Genomic DNA, 19,534 nt, shown 5'->3' on the forward strand with positions numbered 1-19,534 from the left:
CCGGCGGGGACCGGGGTGCGGCTGACCACCAGATTGATGCCGCTGTCGTCCGGCAGCACAAAGACATTCATGGATTCATCCCGCCAGTTGCCCGGGATAGTCAGTGAGCCTTCATTCATTTGATAGGGGGTGTTTTCCATGTTTTTTCCGTTGTTGATTGAAACAGGTTGTCATGTTCCAGTGAACTTACCTGGCGTGGTCAGATAATAACAATCAGATAACAAGGTTAACTGAACGTATTATCAGGTCAGGGGAGCAGCTCATAAGCTGCCCCAAAGGTTAAAGCGCCTCGGGCAAGTTATGTCAGAACGATGAAAGCGCTGGCAGTCTGTGGCTGACAGTCTTATTGATAACCTGTATGAACAGGCAACGTCGGGGATATTCCATTGCGGCTTAAGAGCATCGTGAAGATAGCTCATCAGTCGTTTTATGTGTTTAATATCCAGTCAAAAACATATAACAAAAAACTTATGTTGTCCCGTCTGTTTGGGTGATGAATATTTGATTAACTTAATAAATGTGACATAAATCGCAAATCCTTTAACCCGCTACGTTCACCAAAAATCCGATTTAAGTGAAGCTCAGGTTAATTAATATTCATCAAATTCTTCAATGGTCACTTGCAGCGATAATATTTTCCCATTGCGCAATAAAGTGACAGGAACCACGCTGCCGGGGCGTATTTCAGCCACTTGATCCATTGTTTCAACCGCAGAAATAGCGGGTTTGTTATTGACGCTGGTAATGATATCACCCACTTTAATACCGGCTTTTTGCGCAGGCCCGTTTGTAGTTACCTGAAATACTCGTAGCCCTTGAAGCTGGTTAATATTGCCGTTAGAAGAGCGAATATGTGGCAGCTCTTGCGATGTTATGCCGATAAAACCCCGGATAACTCGTCCGTCACGGATAAGTTTCTGCATAATCTTAGTAGCGAGTTCAGTCGGAATAGCGAACCCCAACCCTTCTGGCGTTTCACCATTTTCACTTTTATCGAATGATAATGTATTGATACCTACTAGCTCGCCAAGGGTGTTAATCAGTGCGCCGCCGGAGTTACCCTGATTAATGGAAGCATCAGTCTGGAGAAAGTTTTGACGGCGGGTAGGGCTTAATCCAACGCGACCGGTAGCGCTAATAATCCCTTGGGTAATGGTTTGCCCCAAATTATAAGGGTTACCAATGGCGAGAACGACATCTCCCACATGGGCTACTCTATTTGGATTAATCGTTATGACAGGCAGGTTTTCAGCATCAATTTTCAGGACGGCAAGATCCGTTAAGCTGTCAGAGCCTATGACCAAGGCTTCATAAAAATGGCCGTCTTGCAGTGCAACAATAATTTGTCCTGCATTATTAATGACGTGTTTATTGGTAAGGATGTAGCCTTTATCACTCATGATGACGCCGGAACCAAGGGTATGGTTTTCCCGGCCTTGATGAGAAAAACTCCCCATGTTGCTGCTGTAGACGTTGACTACGGCGGGCGCTGCCCTGCGGACACCTTTATTAAAGCTGAATGGAGCTTCGTCATTACTGTTGCTGGTAATTGCAGACATCAGCCCGCTAGGGCGCAGTGATGGAATGGTAATCAGTAAAATTACAGCTACAAGTAATCCTAAAAAAGCAGAGCGCAGCAACTTGGCAATCATGGGTATTATTCAGTGTGAGTTAATGAGTCATGGCAGGATAACATAGAAATTAACAGATACTGCATTATGCTGTATCTCGGATTGCTGACTTTGAGCGCTTCGATTATCACCATTGAGTTTTTATTAATAATAAAACGAAAAAATTTGTACTGACAGTTTTCATGGGTATTAAACTCTTTTTTATCGTATTTTGCTACAACCCGCCGGGTTTTAACGCTGTTTTTAATTTTTCGTTTTAGTGTTTTTTTATTGACTTCGCCATGTTGAGATTCACTCAGATTAAATCATGTGGAGTACCGTTTTTCATATTGTTTGAATGCAAGGCGTGTCAGAAATTTTCACTCATTCAGGTAAGATGAGGTACGCTTTATCTGCATATGATAAAACAGTCGTTAAAAAGCCGTTTATGGTCTGCCAGTGTCGTTTTAAAATCTGGAAAAAATAGTCAGTGTGTTATGAAAAAACAGGTAAAAATTTTAATCATTAACGGTGAAAATAAGTGATTAAGGTTTTTTTTAAACGGGTAAAAAATTCACTGCTATATTAACATTGGAAGAGAAAACATCAGGAAAAACCGGTCTTGAATTGATTAACAAAGTGATAGCGTTAATCCAATGATAAGAATGAAAATATTTAACAGGATTTACGAGTTAAGCTAATGTGTTTAAATAAGCGGTTTTATATGGGCTGTAAGGGGTTTACGAAAACAGAGAAAATCGATAAACCTTTAGATTGATTAGATTAGCCGTATTAAACATGATGAAATAATCAGGTATTGAGTTTAAATATTATTAGCATATCGGTTATCTGCTCTGGTTTTAAAGTTAAAAAATTAAATATAGGAAAAAGGGAAAACTTAAACATCAGTTTAATGAAAAATGGGGAGGTTAAATGCGTATCAGGAAACGAAAAAACATAAGGTTTATAAAAACTGCTCAATGAACCCCCTCTTTTGCTTTAAAAAATAGGAAAGCCCCGGGAATGAGAGTTGTTTTAACGACTCCATCTCTTTTAACATGGTTAACTTTCTCTTTTTACGTGTATTTCCCGCTTTTAGCGATCATAAGCGCTTTTTTATCGGTAATTAATTCATCTGAGGATTAAAAAAGCAGGTATCCCATTAATGCCAGATTTTTAAAAGGGACGGCATAAATAAAAAAGGTTTATTCCTTGCTATGATGATTTAAAAGTGAGTATACAGAGAGATTAAAGATTTATATAAGGATTTAACTCAATAGATACCTTTTTATAAGGACAGTTAATTGATTGTAATAAAAGTCTATTAACCATTAACAGAGAGTTGAAAAGAAATCAGCAGGTAAAATAATGTTATTCGGCATGTTGATATTAAAATATTTTCTCACCGTTATTTTACTGAGCAAGTTATAAACATAACGCAATAAAAAGAAGTATAAAACGGTTAATGTGGTAGGATTTAACTTCTAAAAAGAGAGTTGATTATCAGAGAAAATATAAAGGGGTGTCTTTAATATTATCAGGCTGTTTACTGGCCTAATTTATGTGAAAAATAAAGGGTGATAGTCTATATAAACATCTCTGGATTGAGAGTAAACAGCCTCAGCAAAGATAAAAAGCGGGTATAATTAACGTTGGTTAAATGTAAAATACGATATGCCATGATGATTAAACTTAATAAAAATCAGGTATTAAAAGTGGTAAAAACAACGATTAAAACCTGATGCCAATTAAAATCAGAGGTTAAAACAATGGCTTATATTTTTTCATAACTTAACGCGTTCTTTTTCCACAATATCCAGCCGTTCGGTTAAAAAGTCAGAGTTAGCTTTTTCTTGTGGTAAAAAGGAATTCCAACTGGGTTTAATCGGTCGCAGAATAATGATATCGCCTTCACGAATAATCTCCAATTCGTTCACTCCCTCGAAATCGAGGTCGTGAGGTAAACATACAGCTCGGTTATTGCCGTTTTTAAATACGACTACGGCTCTCATATTGAGTCCTCCAGAAAAACTATTTACAAACTCACCCGTCGCGAGGGATATCAACGACTTTAAGACACAGCGTTACGCTGTGTCTTAAATGGAATTAGATCGATTTTTACTAAAAATATTAATTTCTCAGTAACAAATAGATACTCTCTTCGCCGCGAAGAATGTTCAGCGCTATAACTGGCGGTTTAGAATCAATAACTTTGCGCAGTTCGTTAATATTCTGTATCCGTTCATTATTGATCCCAACAATCAGGTCATTTTTCTGTAAGCCAGATAATGCCGCCGGTGAGTTTTGAGCGACACTATCTATTTTCACACCGTAAGTCCCTTTCACTTCGCCATTGCTCAGGGTTGCACCTTGCAGGGCAAGGGTCAGATTTCCGGCTTTGGTTGTTTGACCTTCACTGTTTTCCAGCGTAACAGAAACCTCCATTGGTTTACCTTTACGCAATAAGCCAATTTTAATTTCTTTACCTGGTATCGTTGTGCCGATTTTGGCTTTCAGCTCAGCAAAGCTACTAATCTTCTTACCATCAACGGAAACAAGAATGTCGCCGGATTTAATACCTGCTTTCGCGGCTGCGGATTTTGGTAATACTTCACTGACAAATGCTCCGCGCTGGGCATCGATATTGAATGCTTTGGCGATATCGGAATTCATTTCCATGCCTTTAATACCAAGAATACCGCGTTTGACTTCGCCATGAGCGATAAGTTGCTCACTCAAGGTTTTTGCCATATTACTTGGGATTGCAAAGCCGATACCGATGTTACCGCCGCCTGGGGCCAGAATAGCGGTATTGATACCGATTAATTCACCATTCAAATTAACCAGTGCGCCACCGGAGTTGCCACGGTTAATAGATGCATCCGTTTGGATGAAGTTTTCTAACCCTTCAAGGTTCAGACCACTACGCCCTAACGCAGAGATAATGCCGGAAGTTGCAGTTTGACCAAGGCCGAATGGATTACCAACCGCAACAGCAAAATCACCAACTCGGAGCTTATCGGAATCGGCCATAGTAATGGCAGTTAAATTCTTAGCATCTTTCAGTTGCAGCAGGGCGATATCCGTCTGAGGATCGCGGCCTAACAATCTGGCTTCATATTCACGTCCATCATTTAGTTGGACACGGATTTTATCTGCATTCTCGATAACGTGATTGTTGGTTAATATATAACCTTTGGCGGCATCAATAATGACGCCTGAGCCAAGCCCTTGGAATGGGCGGGTACTTTCACGGCCCATTGGTAGATTTGGACCAAAGAAGAATCTGAATTCTTCGGGTATGCTCTGTTCCTGTTGTACTTGCGTACCGGAAACATGCACACTGACAACGGCTGGCAGGACTTTTTCAAGCATCGGTGCAAGGCTTGGTAACGTCTGACCGGCAATAGCAGCAGGTAAAGCAGCGCTACTGATAGTCGGGATCGAAATTGTAGACAGTCCGATACTGATTGCTAACGCACTAAGGAGTAAGTGTTTTCTTTTCATCTAATTTTGTTCTCTTGTATACCTAAGCCAGAAGGCCAATGAAGTTAATTCCGGCAAGCAGCCATGATTATTCTATGACTGTTAATTATTAAATAAAGTTCATCGGGCAAACAGATTTAGCATGATTCTTTACAGGTATTTACATGATTGAGAAACAAAAAGACAAAACTTGCAGGTAGATAATAGATTTTACATTTGAATTAATGCTGTGGCACGAACATGCCACAGCAAAAATTTTTACTGGTTTTTTTCGTTCATCGGACGAAACAGGCCGGAAGCGCCGTCGGAATAATCCTTTGGTGGCATCTTAACCGGAGCTTGATCATTATCCGCTTCTGATTCAGTCAATCGATAATTAAATGGGTTGTCTTGTACTGGCATATTCGGCATCAGTTCATGAGAGCTTTTAGCCATATGCTGATATAACTGACGATAATCGCGAGCCATATTGTCGAGTAATTCTGCACTGCGGGCAAAATGACCAACTAATTCTTTACGGTACTCTTCCAGTTCTGATTTATTATTCTCCAGTTCGGTTTGTAAGGCTTTCTGCTGGCGCAGCTTAGCGTTACCAAAACGCATAACTAGCGCTCCGATAACAAAACCAACTACCAATCCAATCAGTGCATACTCCCAAGTCATAGCTACTCCTTCATCAACATCGTTGTTCCGCAGAATGTTTCACTTAATTATCGTCACTATAACCGTTAATCTAGTTAGAGTGGAATATTGATCATGATTTACATTTGTTTGTAGACCTTATTCTGAACCTTATTGTAGACAATTGATCCGGTAATAAGGTCAATCTGAATCATAAAAACGATAAAAAATGGGCGATTATTTTAAGGATTGTTATTGTCATGCCATCATTGATTACCCCTTCATCATACTATCAAAAAGCCCTTTCCGAGGGTAAATACCAACCAGATGAGGTTCAGCGTCAAGTCGTTGCTCAATTGGATACCATTCATCATGCTCTGATTAATGCTTCTCCCGGCCGTCCCGTGAAACGCCAAAGCTTGAAAGGTCGTCTGAGTAAACTGTTAGGCAAGCCGACTTCAATGATCTGTAGACCTGTTCAAGGGCTTTATATGTGGGGAGGCGTTGGTAGAGGGAAAACTTGGTTAATGGATATGTTTTACCAAAGTTTACCCAGTGAAAGAAAATTACGTTTGCATTTCCATCGTTTTATGCTGCGAGTGCATGAAGAGTTAAAGGCATTGCAAGGGCATGAAAATCCGCTGGATATTGTGGCGGATGGTTTTAAAGCGGAAACCGATGTGCTTTGCTTTGATGAGTTTTTCGTTTCCGATATTACCGATGCCATGATTCTCGGTACATTGTTGGAGGCGCTGTTTGTCAGGGGAATTACCTTGATTGCAACGTCCAATATTCCTCCTGATGAACTCTATCGCAATGGCTTACAGCGAGCTCGTTTTTTGCCTGCTATTGAGCAGATCAAAAAATATTGTGACGTTATGAATGTGGATTCGGGTATTGACTATCGGTTGCGCACATTGACGCAAGCTCATCTCTATTTCGCACCGCTGAATGAAGATAATGAACGAGCGATGGATCGAATGTTTATTCTTTTGGCCGGTAACAGCAGTGAACAAGCTTCGGTGTTGGAAATTAACCATCGGCAGATGCCGGCGATTCGTAACGCTGATGGTGTATTGGCAATTGGATTTAAAGTTTTGTGCGAAGATGCGCGTAGTCAGATGGATTATATTGTTTTAGCAAAACTTTATCACACTGTTTTGTTATATCAGGTTCCAGCGATAATGCCGGGTAATGAAAATGCCGCTCGCCGTTTTCTAGCGCTGGTTGATGAATTTTACGAACGCCGGGTAAAACTTATCATTAATGCGGCGGTGCCGATGGAGCAAATTTACCAAGGGGTGTTGTTGACTTTCGAATACCAGCGTTGCTTATCTCGTTTGCAAGAGATGCAAAGCGAAGAGTATCTGAAATTACCTCATTTACCTTAATTTTATGTTTACCCGTATATTTCAGATTCAAAACTGATTTTAAATATTCAAATTGGGGTCGATTTTTATTTTTGACTTCTCTATAATCTTGCGACCCCACGTTACAGCAATGTTTTTTTTCCCAAAAACTTGCAATAGTGCCGGCATAGGCTATTCGAAGGGGTAGGTTTGCTGGACAAGAGTCGTGTGAACCTCAGCAAGTTTCTGAACCTTGAGTGTTCACCAACGTGTAACTTATTATTGGGTAAGCTTTAATGAAAACTTTTACAGCTAAACCAGAAACCGTAAAACGCGACTGGTATGTTGTTGACGCAGATGGCAAAACTTTGGGCCGTCTTGCAACTGAAGTGGCTCGTCGCCTGCGCGGCAAGCATAAAGCGGAATACACTCCGCATGTTGATACCGGTGATTACATCATCATCGTTAATGCAGAAAAAGTTGCAGTCACCGGCAACAAGCGTTCTGATAAAATCTACTATCACCACACCGGTCATATCGGTGGTATCAAGCAAGCGACCTTTGAAGAGATGATTGCTCGCCGTCCTGAGCGTGTAATTGAAATCGCGGTTAAAGGCATGCTGCCAAAAGGGCCACTGGGCCGTGCAATGTACCGTAAACTGAAAGTTTACGCCGGTAGCGAGCACAACCATGCGGCACAGCAACCGCAAGTTCTGGACATTTAATCGGGATTATAGGCAATGGCTGAAAATCAATACTACGGCACTGGTCGCCGCAAAAGCTCTTCCGCACGTGTCTTTATTAAGCCAGGTAGCGGTAACATCGTCATCAACAAACGCAGCCTTGAAGTTTACTTCGGCCGTGAAACAGCGCGCATGGTTGTTCGTCAGCCGCTGGAGTTGGTTGATATGTTGGGTAAACTGGATCTGTACATCACCGTTAAAGGTGGTGGTATTTCTGGTCAAGCAGGTGCAATCCGTCACGGTATCACCCGCGCACTGATGGCGTATGACGAAACTCTGCGTTCTGATCTTCGTAAAGCTGGCTTCGTTACCCGCGATGCTCGTGAAGTTGAACGTAAGAAAGTTGGTCTGCGTAAAGCACGTCGTCGTCCACAGTTCTCCAAGCGTTAATTTTTTGTCTTTATGGCAATTATTTAATGTGCAAACCCGTCTTTGTGGCGGGTTTTTTACTTAATTATCCATACACTTCCCCCAAAATGTACAAAATCTGGTAAACTAGTGCCAATTTTTGCCTCATCCATTTGTCTGCCTATTATCTGAACGATGGTAATTGTGTTGGATAGTAATTGCGCTGGATAATAATTGTGTTGAGTAGCGCATTCCGTATTCACCGTTGCGGCGCAGAAACATAAAGGGTGAGAATGAATGAGTAAGAATAGTCGTGGTCGTGTGGGGCTATTCATTCCTTTTTTAGATAAACTTGGAGGTTTTCATGGCTGTCGCTGCCAACAAACGTTCGGTAATGACTCTGTTTTCAGGCCCGGCCGACATTTTTAGCCATCAAGTGCGAATTGTATTGGCGGAAAAAGGTGTCAGCGTTGAAGTTGAACAGGTTGAGGCAGGTAACCTGCCACAGGACCTCATCGATCTGAACCCTTATCAGACAGTTCCGACTTTGGTTGATCGTGAGCTGGCGCTATATGATTCCCGCATCATTATGGAATATCTGGATGAACGTTTTCCTCATCCGCCATTAATGCCAGTGTATCCAGTTGCCCGTGGTTCCAGCCGTTTGATGATGCACCGCATCGAAAAAGACTGGTACTCCCTGATGCATACGATTGAAGAAGGCAATTCTCAAGAAGCCAATACTGCCCGTAAAAGATTAGCAGAAGAGTTGCTAGCAGTGGCGCCAATATTTAAAGAGATGCCATTCTTTATGAGCGAAGAATTCAGTTTGGTTGATTGTTATCTTGCTCCTTTACTATGGCGTTTACCGGTATTGGGTATAGAGTTACCGAGTTCTGGCACTAAAGATTTACAAATTTACATGCAGCGTGTCTTTGAGCGTGATGCATTCTTGGCTTCGTTAACCGAAGCTGAACGTGAAATGCGCTTGCAATCCAGGAGCTGATTTATGGAGCTGTCTCAAATGTCTCCCCGTCGTCCTTATTTGTTGCGTGCTCACTACGAGTGGTTGCTCGATAATAATATGACTCCGCATCTGGTTATAGACGTGACTTTACGTGGAGTTAATGTACCAATGGAATATGCCCGCGATGGGCAAATTGTGTTGAATATAGCGCCGAGAGCTGTTGGTAATCTTGAGTTAACCAATGATGAAGTACGCTTCAATGCCCGTTTTGGTGGTGTTCCCCGTCGGGTTAATGTACCGATGGCGGCAGTTATAGCGATTTATGGCCGTGAAAATGGGGCGGGAATGATGTTTGAGCCTGAAGCAGCTTATAAAGATGAATATCTTTTTAAATCTGCTTCAGATCAGGATAAAGCGGGTACCTCTGCATCTGCGACAGATAATCTGGTATTAGTTACGGATACACTGAGTGATGCCGAAGATAATAGTGGAACTTCACCTGATGATGAGCCACCAAAGCCAACGAGAGGGCGCCCTGCTTTACGGGTAGTTAAATAAGCTTAGAAGAGGGGGCGATTCGCCTCCTTATTTTTTTAAATTTATTAATTAGAATTCTGTATTGTAGGCTTTTTCTAACTCCCAGAAACAATCATTAGCTCTGTCTTTAGCTTTGCTATCAGTGATGGCACCTAAACTCTTTTTGACCTTATCTATAAACTCTATTTTATTCTCTCTGGTTCCCAGTTCTGGTGGGATTGTGCAGATATCAGCCAGTGATAGATTGTTTTCTTTATCTGCGTTAGCAAGGACCTCAACAGGATTATTAATTAATGCCAGGGATAATGCGTAGCGTATCTCTTTGGCAAAATCCTGGTGCATGCTTTGCGTTAATTTGAAAGCCAGTTTTATCCATTTACGGTCACCAGTCGTAATTTTGTGAGTGATTTCTTGCCTGGCTCCCATTTCTCCTAATTCTGCCACTACAGAGTTGGTACCTCTGTTTATGATTTCTTTAGTAATATTTTCAGGTGTTAAGGGATGTGATAAAGCAAGAGCCGTTTGACTGATAAACAGAGTTGGAGACAACAAAATCAGGATTTTTATTAGCTTCATTAATGTTTCCAGTGTTTGTAGTTAAGTAAATATCGTAGAGTTTAGCCCTATTGGTTAGAATATTTTATTTAAATTCCACATTGATAAGAAATAATATTCTAAAATATTATCTATGACAGTAATAAGTTTGAAATGTTCATTAAATCTACTTACTTTTTTGTGTAAGGGTAATTCAATTAATATAATTTATTGAATTGGTAATAGAAAGAGACGGGAGCTGAAAAGCTCCCTTGGTTGATTAAATGTTTAGATAATCAAGAATGCCTTGCGCGGCTTTACGCCCCTCGGCAATTGCGGTTACAACGAGATCAGAGCCACGGACAGCATCTCCACCAGCAAATATCTGCGGATTGCTGGTTTGAAAGGGAATGTCTGAACTCTCTGGTGCGACAATGCGTCCCTGTTTATCCAAGGTTACTTGATGATCATTTAGCCAGTTCATGGTATGTGGTTTAAAGCCGAATGCCATGATCACTGCATCGGCCTTAAGCAGGTGTTCTGAACCTGCGATAATTTCAGCTTGGCGGCGTCCATTCTCATCAGGTTGACCTAATTGAGTCCGTACCATTTTTATGCCACAAACTTGACCTGAATGGTTGATTTCGATACTGACTGGTTGCAGATTAAACAGAAACTCTACGCCTTCTTCCTTGGCATTTTTGACTTCACGCTGGGAGCCTGGCATGTTGATTTCGTCACGACGATAAGCACAAGTAACTGAAGCCGCTTTTTGGCGAATCGAGGTTCTGACACAATCCATTGCAGTATCACCGCCGCCAAGCACCACGACTCGCTTACCTTGCATATTAATAAAAGGTTGCGATTGCAGGGCGGGATAACCCATCAAATGCCGGGTATTGGCAGTCAGAAATGGCAGAGCCTCATAAACACCATCAGCATCTTCATTTGCCAGCCCTCCACGCATTGACTGATAGGTTCCTACACCAAGGAATACTGCATCAAACTGCTCAGTCAGTTCAGATAAGGCAATGTCTTTGCCTATTTCAGTATTGAGCCGGAATTTAATTCCCATCTCAGAGAAAATTTCACGGCGGCGTATCATGACCTCTTTTTCCAGTTTAAACGCCGGTATGCCAAAGGTGAGTAATCCACCGATTTCCGGGTGACGATCAAAAACAACGGCTTGTACGCCATTACGGGTTAATACATCAGCACAAGCTAGCCCCGCAGGGCCTGCGCCAATAATCGCAACCTGTTTGCCCGTCGGCTGAACTTGTGACATATCGGGCTTCCAGCCCATAGCAATCGCTTTGTCATTGATATAGCGTTCAATATTACCAATCGTCACGGCGCCGAACTCATCATTCAGAGTACAGGCGCCTTCACAAAGGCGATCTTGTGGGCAAACACGACCACAAACTTCCGGCAGGCTGTTTGTTTGGTGGGATAGATCAGCCGCTTCCATAATACGTCCTTCATTGGCAAGTTTAAGCCAATTGGGAATGTAGTTATGAACGGGGCATTTCCATTCGCAATAAGGGTTACCGCAAGAAAGGCAGCGATCGGCCTGTGTCTGTGCCTGAATTGCTGAAAATGGCTCGTAGATTTCCACAAATTCTATTTTGCGGATTTTCAGCGGTTTTTTAGGCGGATCGACGCGTTGTAAGTCGATAAACTGATATACATTCTGGCTCATCTTGGCTCCTTATTGCGCTTGAATTCGCAATTCTGCGGAAGAACGACTGCGATGTCCCAGTAGGGCTTTCACATCACTGGATTTGGGTTTCACAAGCGCGAATTTACTCAGCCACTGTTGCCAGTTAGCAAGAATATCTTCACCGCGCTGAGAGCCGGTCAGGAGGACGTGCTCAGTGATAAGTCCTCTCAAGTGTTCTTCGTGGATAGCTAAGGTAGCTACTGCCAGTACTTCGACTAACTCTGGGTTAACCCGTTTGCGGAAATCATCATTTTCATCCAGGACATAAGCAAAGCCGCCAGTCATTCCGGCACCAAAATTTATTCCAGTGCGTCCGAGAATACAGACGATACCTCCTGTCATATATTCACAGCCATTATCTCCTATACCTTCTACAACCGTAATCGCTCCTGAATTACGAACAGCGAAGCGTTCTCCTGCCCGCCCGGCAGCAAACAGTTTGCCTCCGGTTGCTCCGTAGAGACATGTGTTGCCGATGATGGTTGCCTGATGGCTTTTGAAGGCAGAACCCACCGGCGGGTGTATGACAATGTGGCCGCCAGCCATACCTTTACCGACATAATCGTTGGCATCACCGATAAGTGTTAGCTCCAGACCGCCGGCGTTCCAGACACCAAAACTTTGACCGGCAGTACCGTTGAAATGAATTTTTATTGGCGCCGCAGCGATCCCCTGATTACCATGTCGAGCAGCGATAAAACCGGAAAGGGAAGCGCCCACTGAACGATCAGTATTACGGATATCGAAATAGAAAGTTTTACTTTGCTGGTTCTCAATATAGCTGGAAGCTTGAGCCAGTAAATTTTTATTCAGAGTCCCATTATCGAATGGTGGATTGTTTTCGGTGCAATATAATGTTTTGCCTTGATGGGGTTCTGCGGTTGCCAGGAGCGGATCAAGATTGAGTTTGCTCTGTTTTGCTGAAATACCTTCTAATACTTCAAGCAGGTCAGTTCGGCCGATTAAATCAGTTAGCTTTTTGACACCCAATGCAGCCATGATCTCTCTGGTTTCATGGGCGATAAAGCGGAAATAATTCATTACCCGCTCAGGCAATCCGTGGTAGTGGTCGCGACGTAATTTCTCATCCTGAGTGGCAACCCCGGTTGCACAGTTATTGAGATGGCAAATACGCAGATATTTGCACCCAAGGGCAACCATCGGTCCGGTGCCGAAACCGAAACTTTCAGCGCCAAGAATGGCCGCTTTGATAATATCTACGCCGGTTTTCAACCCGCCGTCAACTTGTAAGCGGATCTTATGGCGTAACCCGTTAGCAACTAGCGCTTGTTGGGTTTCCACCAGCCCCAATTCCCAAGGGCATCCGGCATACTTCACCGATGACAATGGACTGGCGCCGGTACCGCCGTCATAACCTGCAATAGTAATTAAATCGGCATAAGCTTTGGCAACGCCAGTGGCAACAGTACCAACGCCGGGTTCTGAAACCAGTTTTACTGAGATCAGCGCATTGGGGTTGATCTGTTTTAGATCGAAAATCAACTGAGCTAAATCTTCAATAGAGTAAATATCGTGATGTGGTGGTGGAGAAATAAGTGTTACGCCGGGCACGGAATAACGCAGTTTTGCAATATACGGTGTTACCTTATCACCTGGTAATTGCCCACCTTCTCCGGGCTTAGCGCCTTGCGCGACTTTAATCTGAATCACATCGGCGTTGACCAGATAAGCTGGTGTTACACCGAATCGACCGGAAGCAACTTGTTTGATACGGGAAACCTTTTTTGTTCCATAACGTGCGGGGTCTTCTCCACCTTCGCCGGAGTTGGAAAAACCGCCTAGCGTATTCATGGCTTCGGCCAGAGCTTCGTGTGCTTCGGGGCTTAATGCTCCAATCGACATCGCTGCGGTATCAAAGCGTTTAAACAGCTCTTCGGCAGGTTCTACTTCTTCAATAGGTAGAGGTTCAGCTTTTGTTTTTATCGCCAGTAAATCACGGATGGTGGTAATTGGGCGTTGATTAACCAGACGAGAATATTTCAAGTAATCGTGATATTCGCCACTATGAACCGCAGCCTGTAAAGTGCTTACAACATCCGGGTTATAAGCGTGGTATTCGCCGTTATGAACATATTTCAGCAATCCCCCCTGATCGAGTGGTTGACGGGCAAGCCATGCGCGTTTGGATAAGTTTCTCAGATCCTGCTCGAAATCGCTGAAATTAGCACCGCCAATTCGGCTGACGACGCCGTTGAAGCAAAATTCAGTTAATTCGGAATGTAAGCCGACAGCTTCAAATAGTTTAGAACAGCGATAGGAGGCGATAGTCGAGATGCCCATTTTCGACATGATTTTATATAACCCTTTATTGATACCATTGCGGTAGTTAAGCATGACATCAGCATAGGGTTTATTAATTGTGCCATTATCGACCATTTTGGCCAGTGATTCATAAGCCAGATAGGGATAAATCGCTGTGGCGCCAAATCCCAGTAGTACAGTGAAATGGTGTGGATCACGGGCACTCGCTGTTTCTACTATCAGGTTGGTATCACAGCGCAGGTTTTTTTCTACCAAGCGGTGTTGAATCGCGCCAACAGCCATAGGCGTTGGTATGGGTAACTTCTCCGGCGTAATGTTGCGGTCAGATAATACCAACAATACGGCGCCATCTCTGGCGAGTTGTTCTGCCTGGTCACACAATGCGAACAGGGCATTTTGCAGATTGGTTTCTTGTGGATTGAAAGTTAAGTCTAATCGTTCTGCGCGATAGTGTGGACTTTGCTGCGTGATTAATTGATGAAAATCAGAGTAGAGCAGAATAGGGGATTTAAAGCTTAATCGGTGTGCCTGTCCCTCTGCTTCGCAAAATACGTTCATCTCCCGCCCAATGCAGGTGGTGAGAGACATAACATGTGCTTCCCGTAGTGGGTCGATTGGCGGATTAGTGACTTGAGCGAATTGCTGGCGGAAATAGTCATAAATAATCCGTGGACGGCTGGAAAGGACGGCAAACGGTGTATCATCCCCCATTGAACCGGTTGCTTCCTGACCATTCTCTCCCAAGACACGGATGATTTGATCTAGCTCTTCGTTGCTGTAGGCAAATTGTTTGTGATAGACCGCTAAGGATTGATCGTTCAGATCCCGATGACCAGCTTGATCTTCCAGTAGCTCTTCAAATGGAGTAAGGCGTTTGACGTTTTTATCCATCCATTCTTTATAGGGATGGCGGCTTTTTAAGTCATTGTCTGTTTCTTCTGCATGAAGGATGCGGCCTTGGCGGGTATCAATCACGATAAGTTCACCGGGACCAACGCGCCCTTTTTCCACCACTTCGTCCGGTTGATAATCCCAGATGCCGATTTCGGAAGCACAGGTGATCAGCTTATCTTTGGTGATAACATAACGGGCCGGGCGCAAGCCATTGCGATCCAGATTACAGGCAGCATAGCGCCCATCTGACATAACGATACCCGCCGGGCCATCCCACGGCTCCATGTGCATGGAGTTGAAATCAAAAAAAGCTCGCAGATCTTCATCCATATCAGGATTGTTTTGCCATGCGGGAGGAACCAGCAATCTCATAGCACGGATTAAATCCATTCCGCCGTTGAGAAACAGTTCCAGCATGTTATCCAGCGAGCTGGAATCTGACCCTGTTTCGTTGACAAAAGGGGCAGCCGTTTGCAGATCGGGAATCAGCGGCGTCTTGAATTTATAGGCCCTTGCTCGTGCCCACTGGCGATTACCGGTGATGGTGTTTATTTCACCGTTATGGGCAAGGTAGCGAAAAGGTTGTGCTAATGGCCAGCGGGGGACGGTATTGGTTGAGAAGCGCTGGTGGAATAGGCAAATTGCCGATTCCAAACGTAAATCAGCCAGATCGGGATAGAAGCGGGGCAAATCTGCCGCCATGCACAGCCCTTTATAGATAGTCACCAGATTAGACAAACTGCAAATATAAAAATCGTTGTCGTTAATGCGTTTTTCTATTCGGCGGCGAGCAACGAACAAACGGCGTTCTAAATCACGTGCACGCCAGCCTGCTGGAGCATTAACAAAAATCTGTTCGATACGGGGGAGGCTTGAGAGGGCTATTTCGCCCAGAATATCACTGTTGATGGGGACTTCACGCCAGCCAACGACTGACAGAGTTTCATTTTGTAGCTCCTGTTCGACGATTTCCCGGCAGTTTTGTGCAATCTGAGGATTTTGGCTGAGAAATAGCATTCCGACGGCGTAATTGCGGGCTAAATGCCACTCTTGCTCCTGTGCGACCATCCGAAAAAAACGGTCAGGTTTTTGCAGTAATAAACCACAACCATCACCGGTTTTGCCGTCTGCCAGGATTGCCCCACGATGTTGCATTCTTGCCAAGGCATGGATAGCGGTACGTACTACTTTGTGGCTTGGCTCCCCTTCAATATGGGCTATCAATCCAAAGCCACAGTTATCCTTTTCTTGAGATTTGTTATACAGCATATATGAACCTCCCGAGGTTCTGTCCGACTCTCACAGAAACTCACAGACATTTGTGAGATTAATATTTTTACTGGCGTCTGAATTGCGCCCTCAATCAACCACCACTTGTTTATTTGTGATAAACAGGTGGTGACTTAAATGATATTGTTTCACTGCATAATTATGGTTCAGATGAGAATCTGACAGATGATTTCCAGTGACTTTCCAAGTTAACTAGAAATATAAATCAGGTCAAATATAGCCGGGATAAGATAAGGATAGGTGATAATTAAAGCTAACATTATAATTTTTAAGTAAAAAATTTAATATTGGAGTTATGTGATATAGATCATGTTAGGATTTTAATGTGATTTATATCACTAATATTAGTGTAATATCTGTTTTATATATGCTGTTAAACTTTTATTTATTAGGTTTAAAATCTAAACAATGTGAACTTTAAAGAATTAATATGTATTTTTGTTTCTTTATAAGAATAAAGTTTTATCTTTTTGGGGGTGTTAAAGGAGTAAAAAAGAATTTTATGCTTATTTTATCAATGTATTTGATTATTTATTCATATTTGGATTGTGCGAAAAGACCGGCAGGAGTAAAACGCCAGAATAATATTTGGTGAGTCATAACTAAAACTATTAAATAATACTATTGTTTTACCAGGTCAACAATTTCTGTTATTCCTTCAACGAAGTGGCCGGTCTTTTACGGTATGATCTGGAATGGTCATATTTAACGGGAGTTTTTATGAAATGAAGCTGCTCAGGGGCCTGGCCCAATATTATGTTGATTTAATGATGAAATTGGGGTTAGTGCGCTTTTCATTACTGCTTGCATCCGCATTGGTTGTTCTTGCAATGGGTGTACAGATGGTAGTCACTTTTTTGCTTCAAGGAGGAGTGCAAAGTATTGATTTAGTTCGCTCAATCTTTTTTGGTTTGTTGATTACGCCTTGGGCTGTCTATTTTCTTTCGGTTGTTGTTGAACAGCTTGAAGAGTCGCGCCAACGATTATCCAAATTAGTTGAAAAGTTGGAAGTTATGCGTCAGCGTGATCGGGAACTTAATCAGCAATTAAAAGACAACATTATTAAGCTTAATCAGGAGATCTCTGTAAGGGAAAAAGCTGAACAGGCGCACCTGATACTGTTGGATAAACTCAAAGAAGAGATGAAACACCGTGAGCAGACGCAGATTGAATTGGAACAGCAATCGGTATTGTTGAAATCTTTTCTCGATGCCTCTCCTGATTTGGTCTATTACCGCAATGAAAATAATGAGTTTTCTGGTTGTAACCGGGCGATGGAGTTGCTGACGGGGAAAAGCCAGAAACAACTTGTCGGGCTGACGCCAAACGATGTTTATGACAAAGAAGTTGCTCGCAAAGTGATGAAAACCGATGAAAAAGTGTTCCGTCATAATGTTGCGCTCACTTATGAACAGTGGCTGGTTTATCCCGATGGCCGGAAAGCCTGTTTTGAGCTTCGGAAAGTCCCTTTTTATGATCGGGTGGGAAAAAGACACGGGCTTATGGGATTTGGGCGCGATATAACGGAACGTAAGCGCTATCAGGACGCTTTGGAGAATGCAAGTAGGGATAAGACTACTTTTATCTCAACGATTAGTCATGAGCTTCGTACGCCTTTAAATGGCATTGTTGGTTTGAGCCGTATTCTGCTGGATACTGAGTTGACGTCTGAACAAAATAACTATCTGAAAACGATTCATGTCAGCGCGATCACGCTTGGTAATATTTTCAATGACATTATTGAAATGGATAAAATTGAACGGCGTAAAGTACAGATTGATAATCAGCCAATTGATTTTACCGGTTTTATATCCGATCTAGAAAACCTCTCTGGGCTGCTGGTACAGCCGAAAGATATTAAATTTGTAATGAGTCCAGAACTGCCATTGCCTGCCAGAATCATGACGGATGGTACTCGCTTGCGCCAAATTCTGTGGAATTTGATTGGCAATGCGGTGAAATTTACGCAAAAAGGGGAGATTAATGTTCGGATTTGGTACGAAGAAGGGGAACGCCTGCTGTTTGAAGTCACAGATACGGGGATTGGTATCCCATATGATGAGCAAGAGAAGATTTTTGCGATGTATTATCAAGTGAAAGGCAGTCATGGTGGTTGTCCTGCAACGGGAACGGGTATTGGATTGGCGGTATCCAAGCGTTTAGCTCAAAGTATGGGAGGGGATATTGTGGTGGAAAGTGAGCCGGGACAGGGTTCTCGATTTACACTATCTATCATTGCGCCTGCTATGGAGGAGTGTCTTCTATCCAAAGAAGATACAGAAGATTGCCCACTTCCGGCTTTGCATATCTTATTGGTAGAAGATATTGAGCTGAATGTGATTGTTGCTCGCTCTGTACTGGAGAAATTGGGTAACAGCGTAGAAGTCGCCATGAATGGTAAAGATGCGCTAGAAATGTTTGAGCCAGAAGAGTTCGATCTGGTATTGCTGGATATTCAGTTACCCGATATGACTGGATTAGATATTGCCCGCGAATTACGTCGGCGATATGCCAAAAAAGATCTGCCCCCACTGATTGCACTGACGGCAAATGTCTTAAAAGACAAAAAAGAGTATCTGGATGCGGGTATGAATGGTGTGTTGAGTAAGCCTCTCTCTGTGAATGCGTTAACCGCCATTATTGAACAATATTGGGGGGAACAGTCTGTGCATCATATGCAGCCGGAAGAAGAGGAGTCAGGATTGGTGAAAAAAAATGAAGATTTGCTTGATACAGAAATGCTTAACCAATACATCGAACTCGTTGGACCTCAGTTGATTAGCGATAGTCTGAGTGTGTTTGAAAAGATGATGCCGGGTTACTTGTCTGTTCTTGACTCGAACATGACAGCTAAAGACCAGAAAGGCATTACGGAGGAAGCGCATAAGATAAAAGGTGCCGCGGGATCGGTTGGATTACGTCATTTACAGCAACTGGCTCAGCAGATTCAATCACCTGATTTACCAGCATGGTGGGATAATGTTCAGGAATGGGTTGATGAGTTAAAGCAAGAATGGAGAAACGATACGGAAATTTTAAGAGAATGGTTGGCGGAAGCTGAAAAAAAATAACCCCAACCGAGGTTGGGGTGCGCGAATACTGCGCCAACACCAGGGAAAACTTTTTACACGCCTATTTAATAGATCTTTGGT

At 42.9% G+C, this 19,534-nt stretch carries 13 protein-coding genes and 1 pseudogene; 6 read left to right on the forward strand and 8 right to left on the reverse strand.

Annotation, left to right across the window (positions count from 1 at the left end):
* The 5 genes from EAE93_RS18040 to zapG all read right to left on the reverse strand — a co-directional run.
* A partial coding sequence (locus EAE93_RS18040) for a DcrB-related protein (RefSeq protein ID WP_214040274.1) occupies positions 1-140 on the reverse strand: 140 nt, incomplete at its 3' end.
* 450 nt (positions 141-590) lie between these two features.
* Positions 591-1,652, reverse strand: coding sequence for an outer membrane-stress sensor serine endopeptidase DegS (gene degS, locus EAE93_RS18045; RefSeq protein WP_036808595.1), 1,062 nt, complete (start codon positions 1,650-1,652; stop codon positions 591-593).
* A gap of 1,742 nt (positions 1,653-3,394) precedes the next feature.
* Positions 3,395-3,622, reverse strand: coding sequence for a type II toxin-antitoxin system VapB family antitoxin (gene vapB / locus EAE93_RS18050; RefSeq protein WP_214040251.1), 228 nt, complete (start codon positions 3,620-3,622; stop codon positions 3,395-3,397).
* 118 nt (positions 3,623-3,740) lie between these two features.
* The gene (gene degQ, locus EAE93_RS18055) at positions 3,741-5,117 is read right to left on the reverse strand and encodes a serine endoprotease DegQ (protein WP_036780300.1); all 1,377 of its coding nucleotides are present in this window, start codon (positions 5,115-5,117) and stop codon (positions 3,741-3,743) included.
* Between the two features lie 237 nt (positions 5,118-5,354).
* Positions 5,355-5,759 (reverse strand): Z-ring associated protein ZapG, encoded by a 405-nt coding sequence (gene zapG / locus EAE93_RS18060; RefSeq protein WP_036780302.1) that lies wholly within the window; start codon positions 5,757-5,759, stop codon positions 5,355-5,357.
* A 218-nt stretch (positions 5,760-5,977) separates the two neighbouring features.
* On the opposite strand from zapG, the gene zapE reads away from it, so the two are divergent.
* The 5 genes from zapE (at position 5,978) to sspB (ending at position 9,682) form a co-directional block, all read left to right on the forward strand.
* Positions 5,978-7,108, forward strand: a complete 1,131-nt coding sequence (zapE, locus tag EAE93_RS18065) for a cell division protein ZapE (RefSeq protein WP_214040252.1) — start codon at positions 5,978-5,980, stop codon at positions 7,106-7,108.
* A 254-nt stretch (positions 7,109-7,362) separates the two neighbouring features.
* On the forward strand, positions 7,363-7,791 hold the full coding sequence (gene rplM, locus EAE93_RS18070; RefSeq protein WP_011148147.1) for a 50S ribosomal protein L13: 429 nt from the start codon (positions 7,363-7,365) through the stop codon (positions 7,789-7,791).
* 15 nt (positions 7,792-7,806) lie between these two features.
* Positions 7,807-8,199, forward strand: a complete 393-nt coding sequence (rpsI, locus tag EAE93_RS18075) for a 30S ribosomal protein S9 (RefSeq protein ID WP_011148146.1) — start codon at positions 7,807-7,809, stop codon at positions 8,197-8,199.
* Between the two features lie 322 nt (positions 8,200-8,521).
* A complete protein-coding gene (gene sspA, locus EAE93_RS18080; RefSeq protein WP_036780307.1) occupies positions 8,522-9,163 on the forward strand; it encodes a stringent starvation protein SspA in 642 nt (213 codons plus the stop codon).
* A gap of 3 nt (positions 9,164-9,166) precedes the next feature.
* A complete protein-coding gene (gene sspB / locus EAE93_RS18085; protein WP_036808601.1) occupies positions 9,167-9,682 on the forward strand; it encodes a ClpXP protease specificity-enhancing factor in 516 nt (171 codons plus the stop codon).
* 48 nt (positions 9,683-9,730) lie between these two features.
* Here the strand turns inward: sspB and EAE93_RS18090 are convergent, their stop codons facing one another.
* From EAE93_RS18090 to gltB, 3 genes are all read right to left on the reverse strand, one after another.
* Positions 9,731-10,237 (reverse strand): hypothetical protein, encoded by a 507-nt coding sequence (locus EAE93_RS18090; protein ID WP_036780312.1) that lies wholly within the window; start codon positions 10,235-10,237, stop codon positions 9,731-9,733.
* Between the two features lie 238 nt (positions 10,238-10,475).
* Positions 10,476-11,894, reverse strand: coding sequence for a glutamate synthase small subunit (locus EAE93_RS18095; RefSeq protein WP_040148836.1), 1,419 nt, complete (start codon positions 11,892-11,894; stop codon positions 10,476-10,478).
* Positions 11,895-11,903: 9 nt separating this feature from the next.
* Positions 11,904-16,361: a glutamate synthase large subunit gene (gltB, locus tag EAE93_RS18100; protein WP_214040253.1), complete on the reverse strand. Its 4,458-nt coding sequence runs from the start codon at positions 16,359-16,361 to the stop codon at positions 11,904-11,906.
* A 746-nt stretch (positions 16,362-17,107) separates the two neighbouring features.
* On the opposite strand from gltB, the pseudogene arcB reads away from it, so the two are divergent.
* Positions 17,108-19,499 (forward strand): annotated as a pseudogene (arcB, locus tag EAE93_RS18105) (aerobic respiration two-component sensor histidine kinase ArcB); the annotation flags it as partial.
* Positions 19,500-19,534 lie beyond the last annotated feature (35 nt).

The sequence above is a fragment of the Photorhabdus akhurstii genome (assembly GCF_018448925.1).
GTDB classification, from domain to species: domain Bacteria; phylum Pseudomonadota; class Gammaproteobacteria; order Enterobacterales; family Enterobacteriaceae; genus Photorhabdus; species Photorhabdus akhurstii.

Excerpts from the sequence above, each read along its gene's own strand:
- zapG (WP_036780302.1), bottom strand. The coding sequence starts at position 5,759 with ATGACTTGGGAGTATGCACTGATTGGATTGGTAGTTGGTTTTGTTATC.
- sspB (WP_036808601.1), top strand. The coding sequence starts at position 9,167 with ATGGAGCTGTCTCAAATGTCTCCCCGTCGTCCTTATTTGTTGCGTGCT.
- vapB (WP_214040251.1), bottom strand. The coding sequence starts at position 3,622 with ATGAGAGCCGTAGTCGTATTTAAAAACGGCAATAACCGAGCTGTATGT.
- EAE93_RS18090 (WP_036780312.1), bottom strand. The coding sequence starts at position 10,237 with ATGAAGCTAATAAAAATCCTGATTTTGTTGTCTCCAACTCTGTTTATC.
- sspA (WP_036780307.1), top strand. The coding sequence starts at position 8,522 with ATGGCTGTCGCTGCCAACAAACGTTCGGTAATGACTCTGTTTTCAGGC.
- zapE (WP_214040252.1), top strand. The coding sequence starts at position 5,978 with ATGCCATCATTGATTACCCCTTCATCATACTATCAAAAAGCCCTTTCC.
- degQ (WP_036780300.1), bottom strand. The coding sequence starts at position 5,117 with ATGAAAAGAAAACACTTACTCCTTAGTGCGTTAGCAATCAGTATCGGA.
- gltB (WP_214040253.1), bottom strand. The coding sequence starts at position 16,361 with ATGCTGTATAACAAATCTCAAGAAAAGGATAACTGTGGCTTTGGATTG.
- rpsI (WP_011148146.1), top strand. The coding sequence starts at position 7,807 with ATGGCTGAAAATCAATACTACGGCACTGGTCGCCGCAAAAGCTCTTCC.
- rplM (WP_011148147.1), top strand. The coding sequence starts at position 7,363 with ATGAAAACTTTTACAGCTAAACCAGAAACCGTAAAACGCGACTGGTAT.
- degS (WP_036808595.1), bottom strand. The coding sequence starts at position 1,652 with ATGATTGCCAAGTTGCTGCGCTCTGCTTTTTTAGGATTACTTGTAGCT.
- EAE93_RS18095 (WP_040148836.1), bottom strand. The coding sequence starts at position 11,894 with ATGAGCCAGAATGTATATCAGTTTATCGACTTACAACGCGTCGATCCG.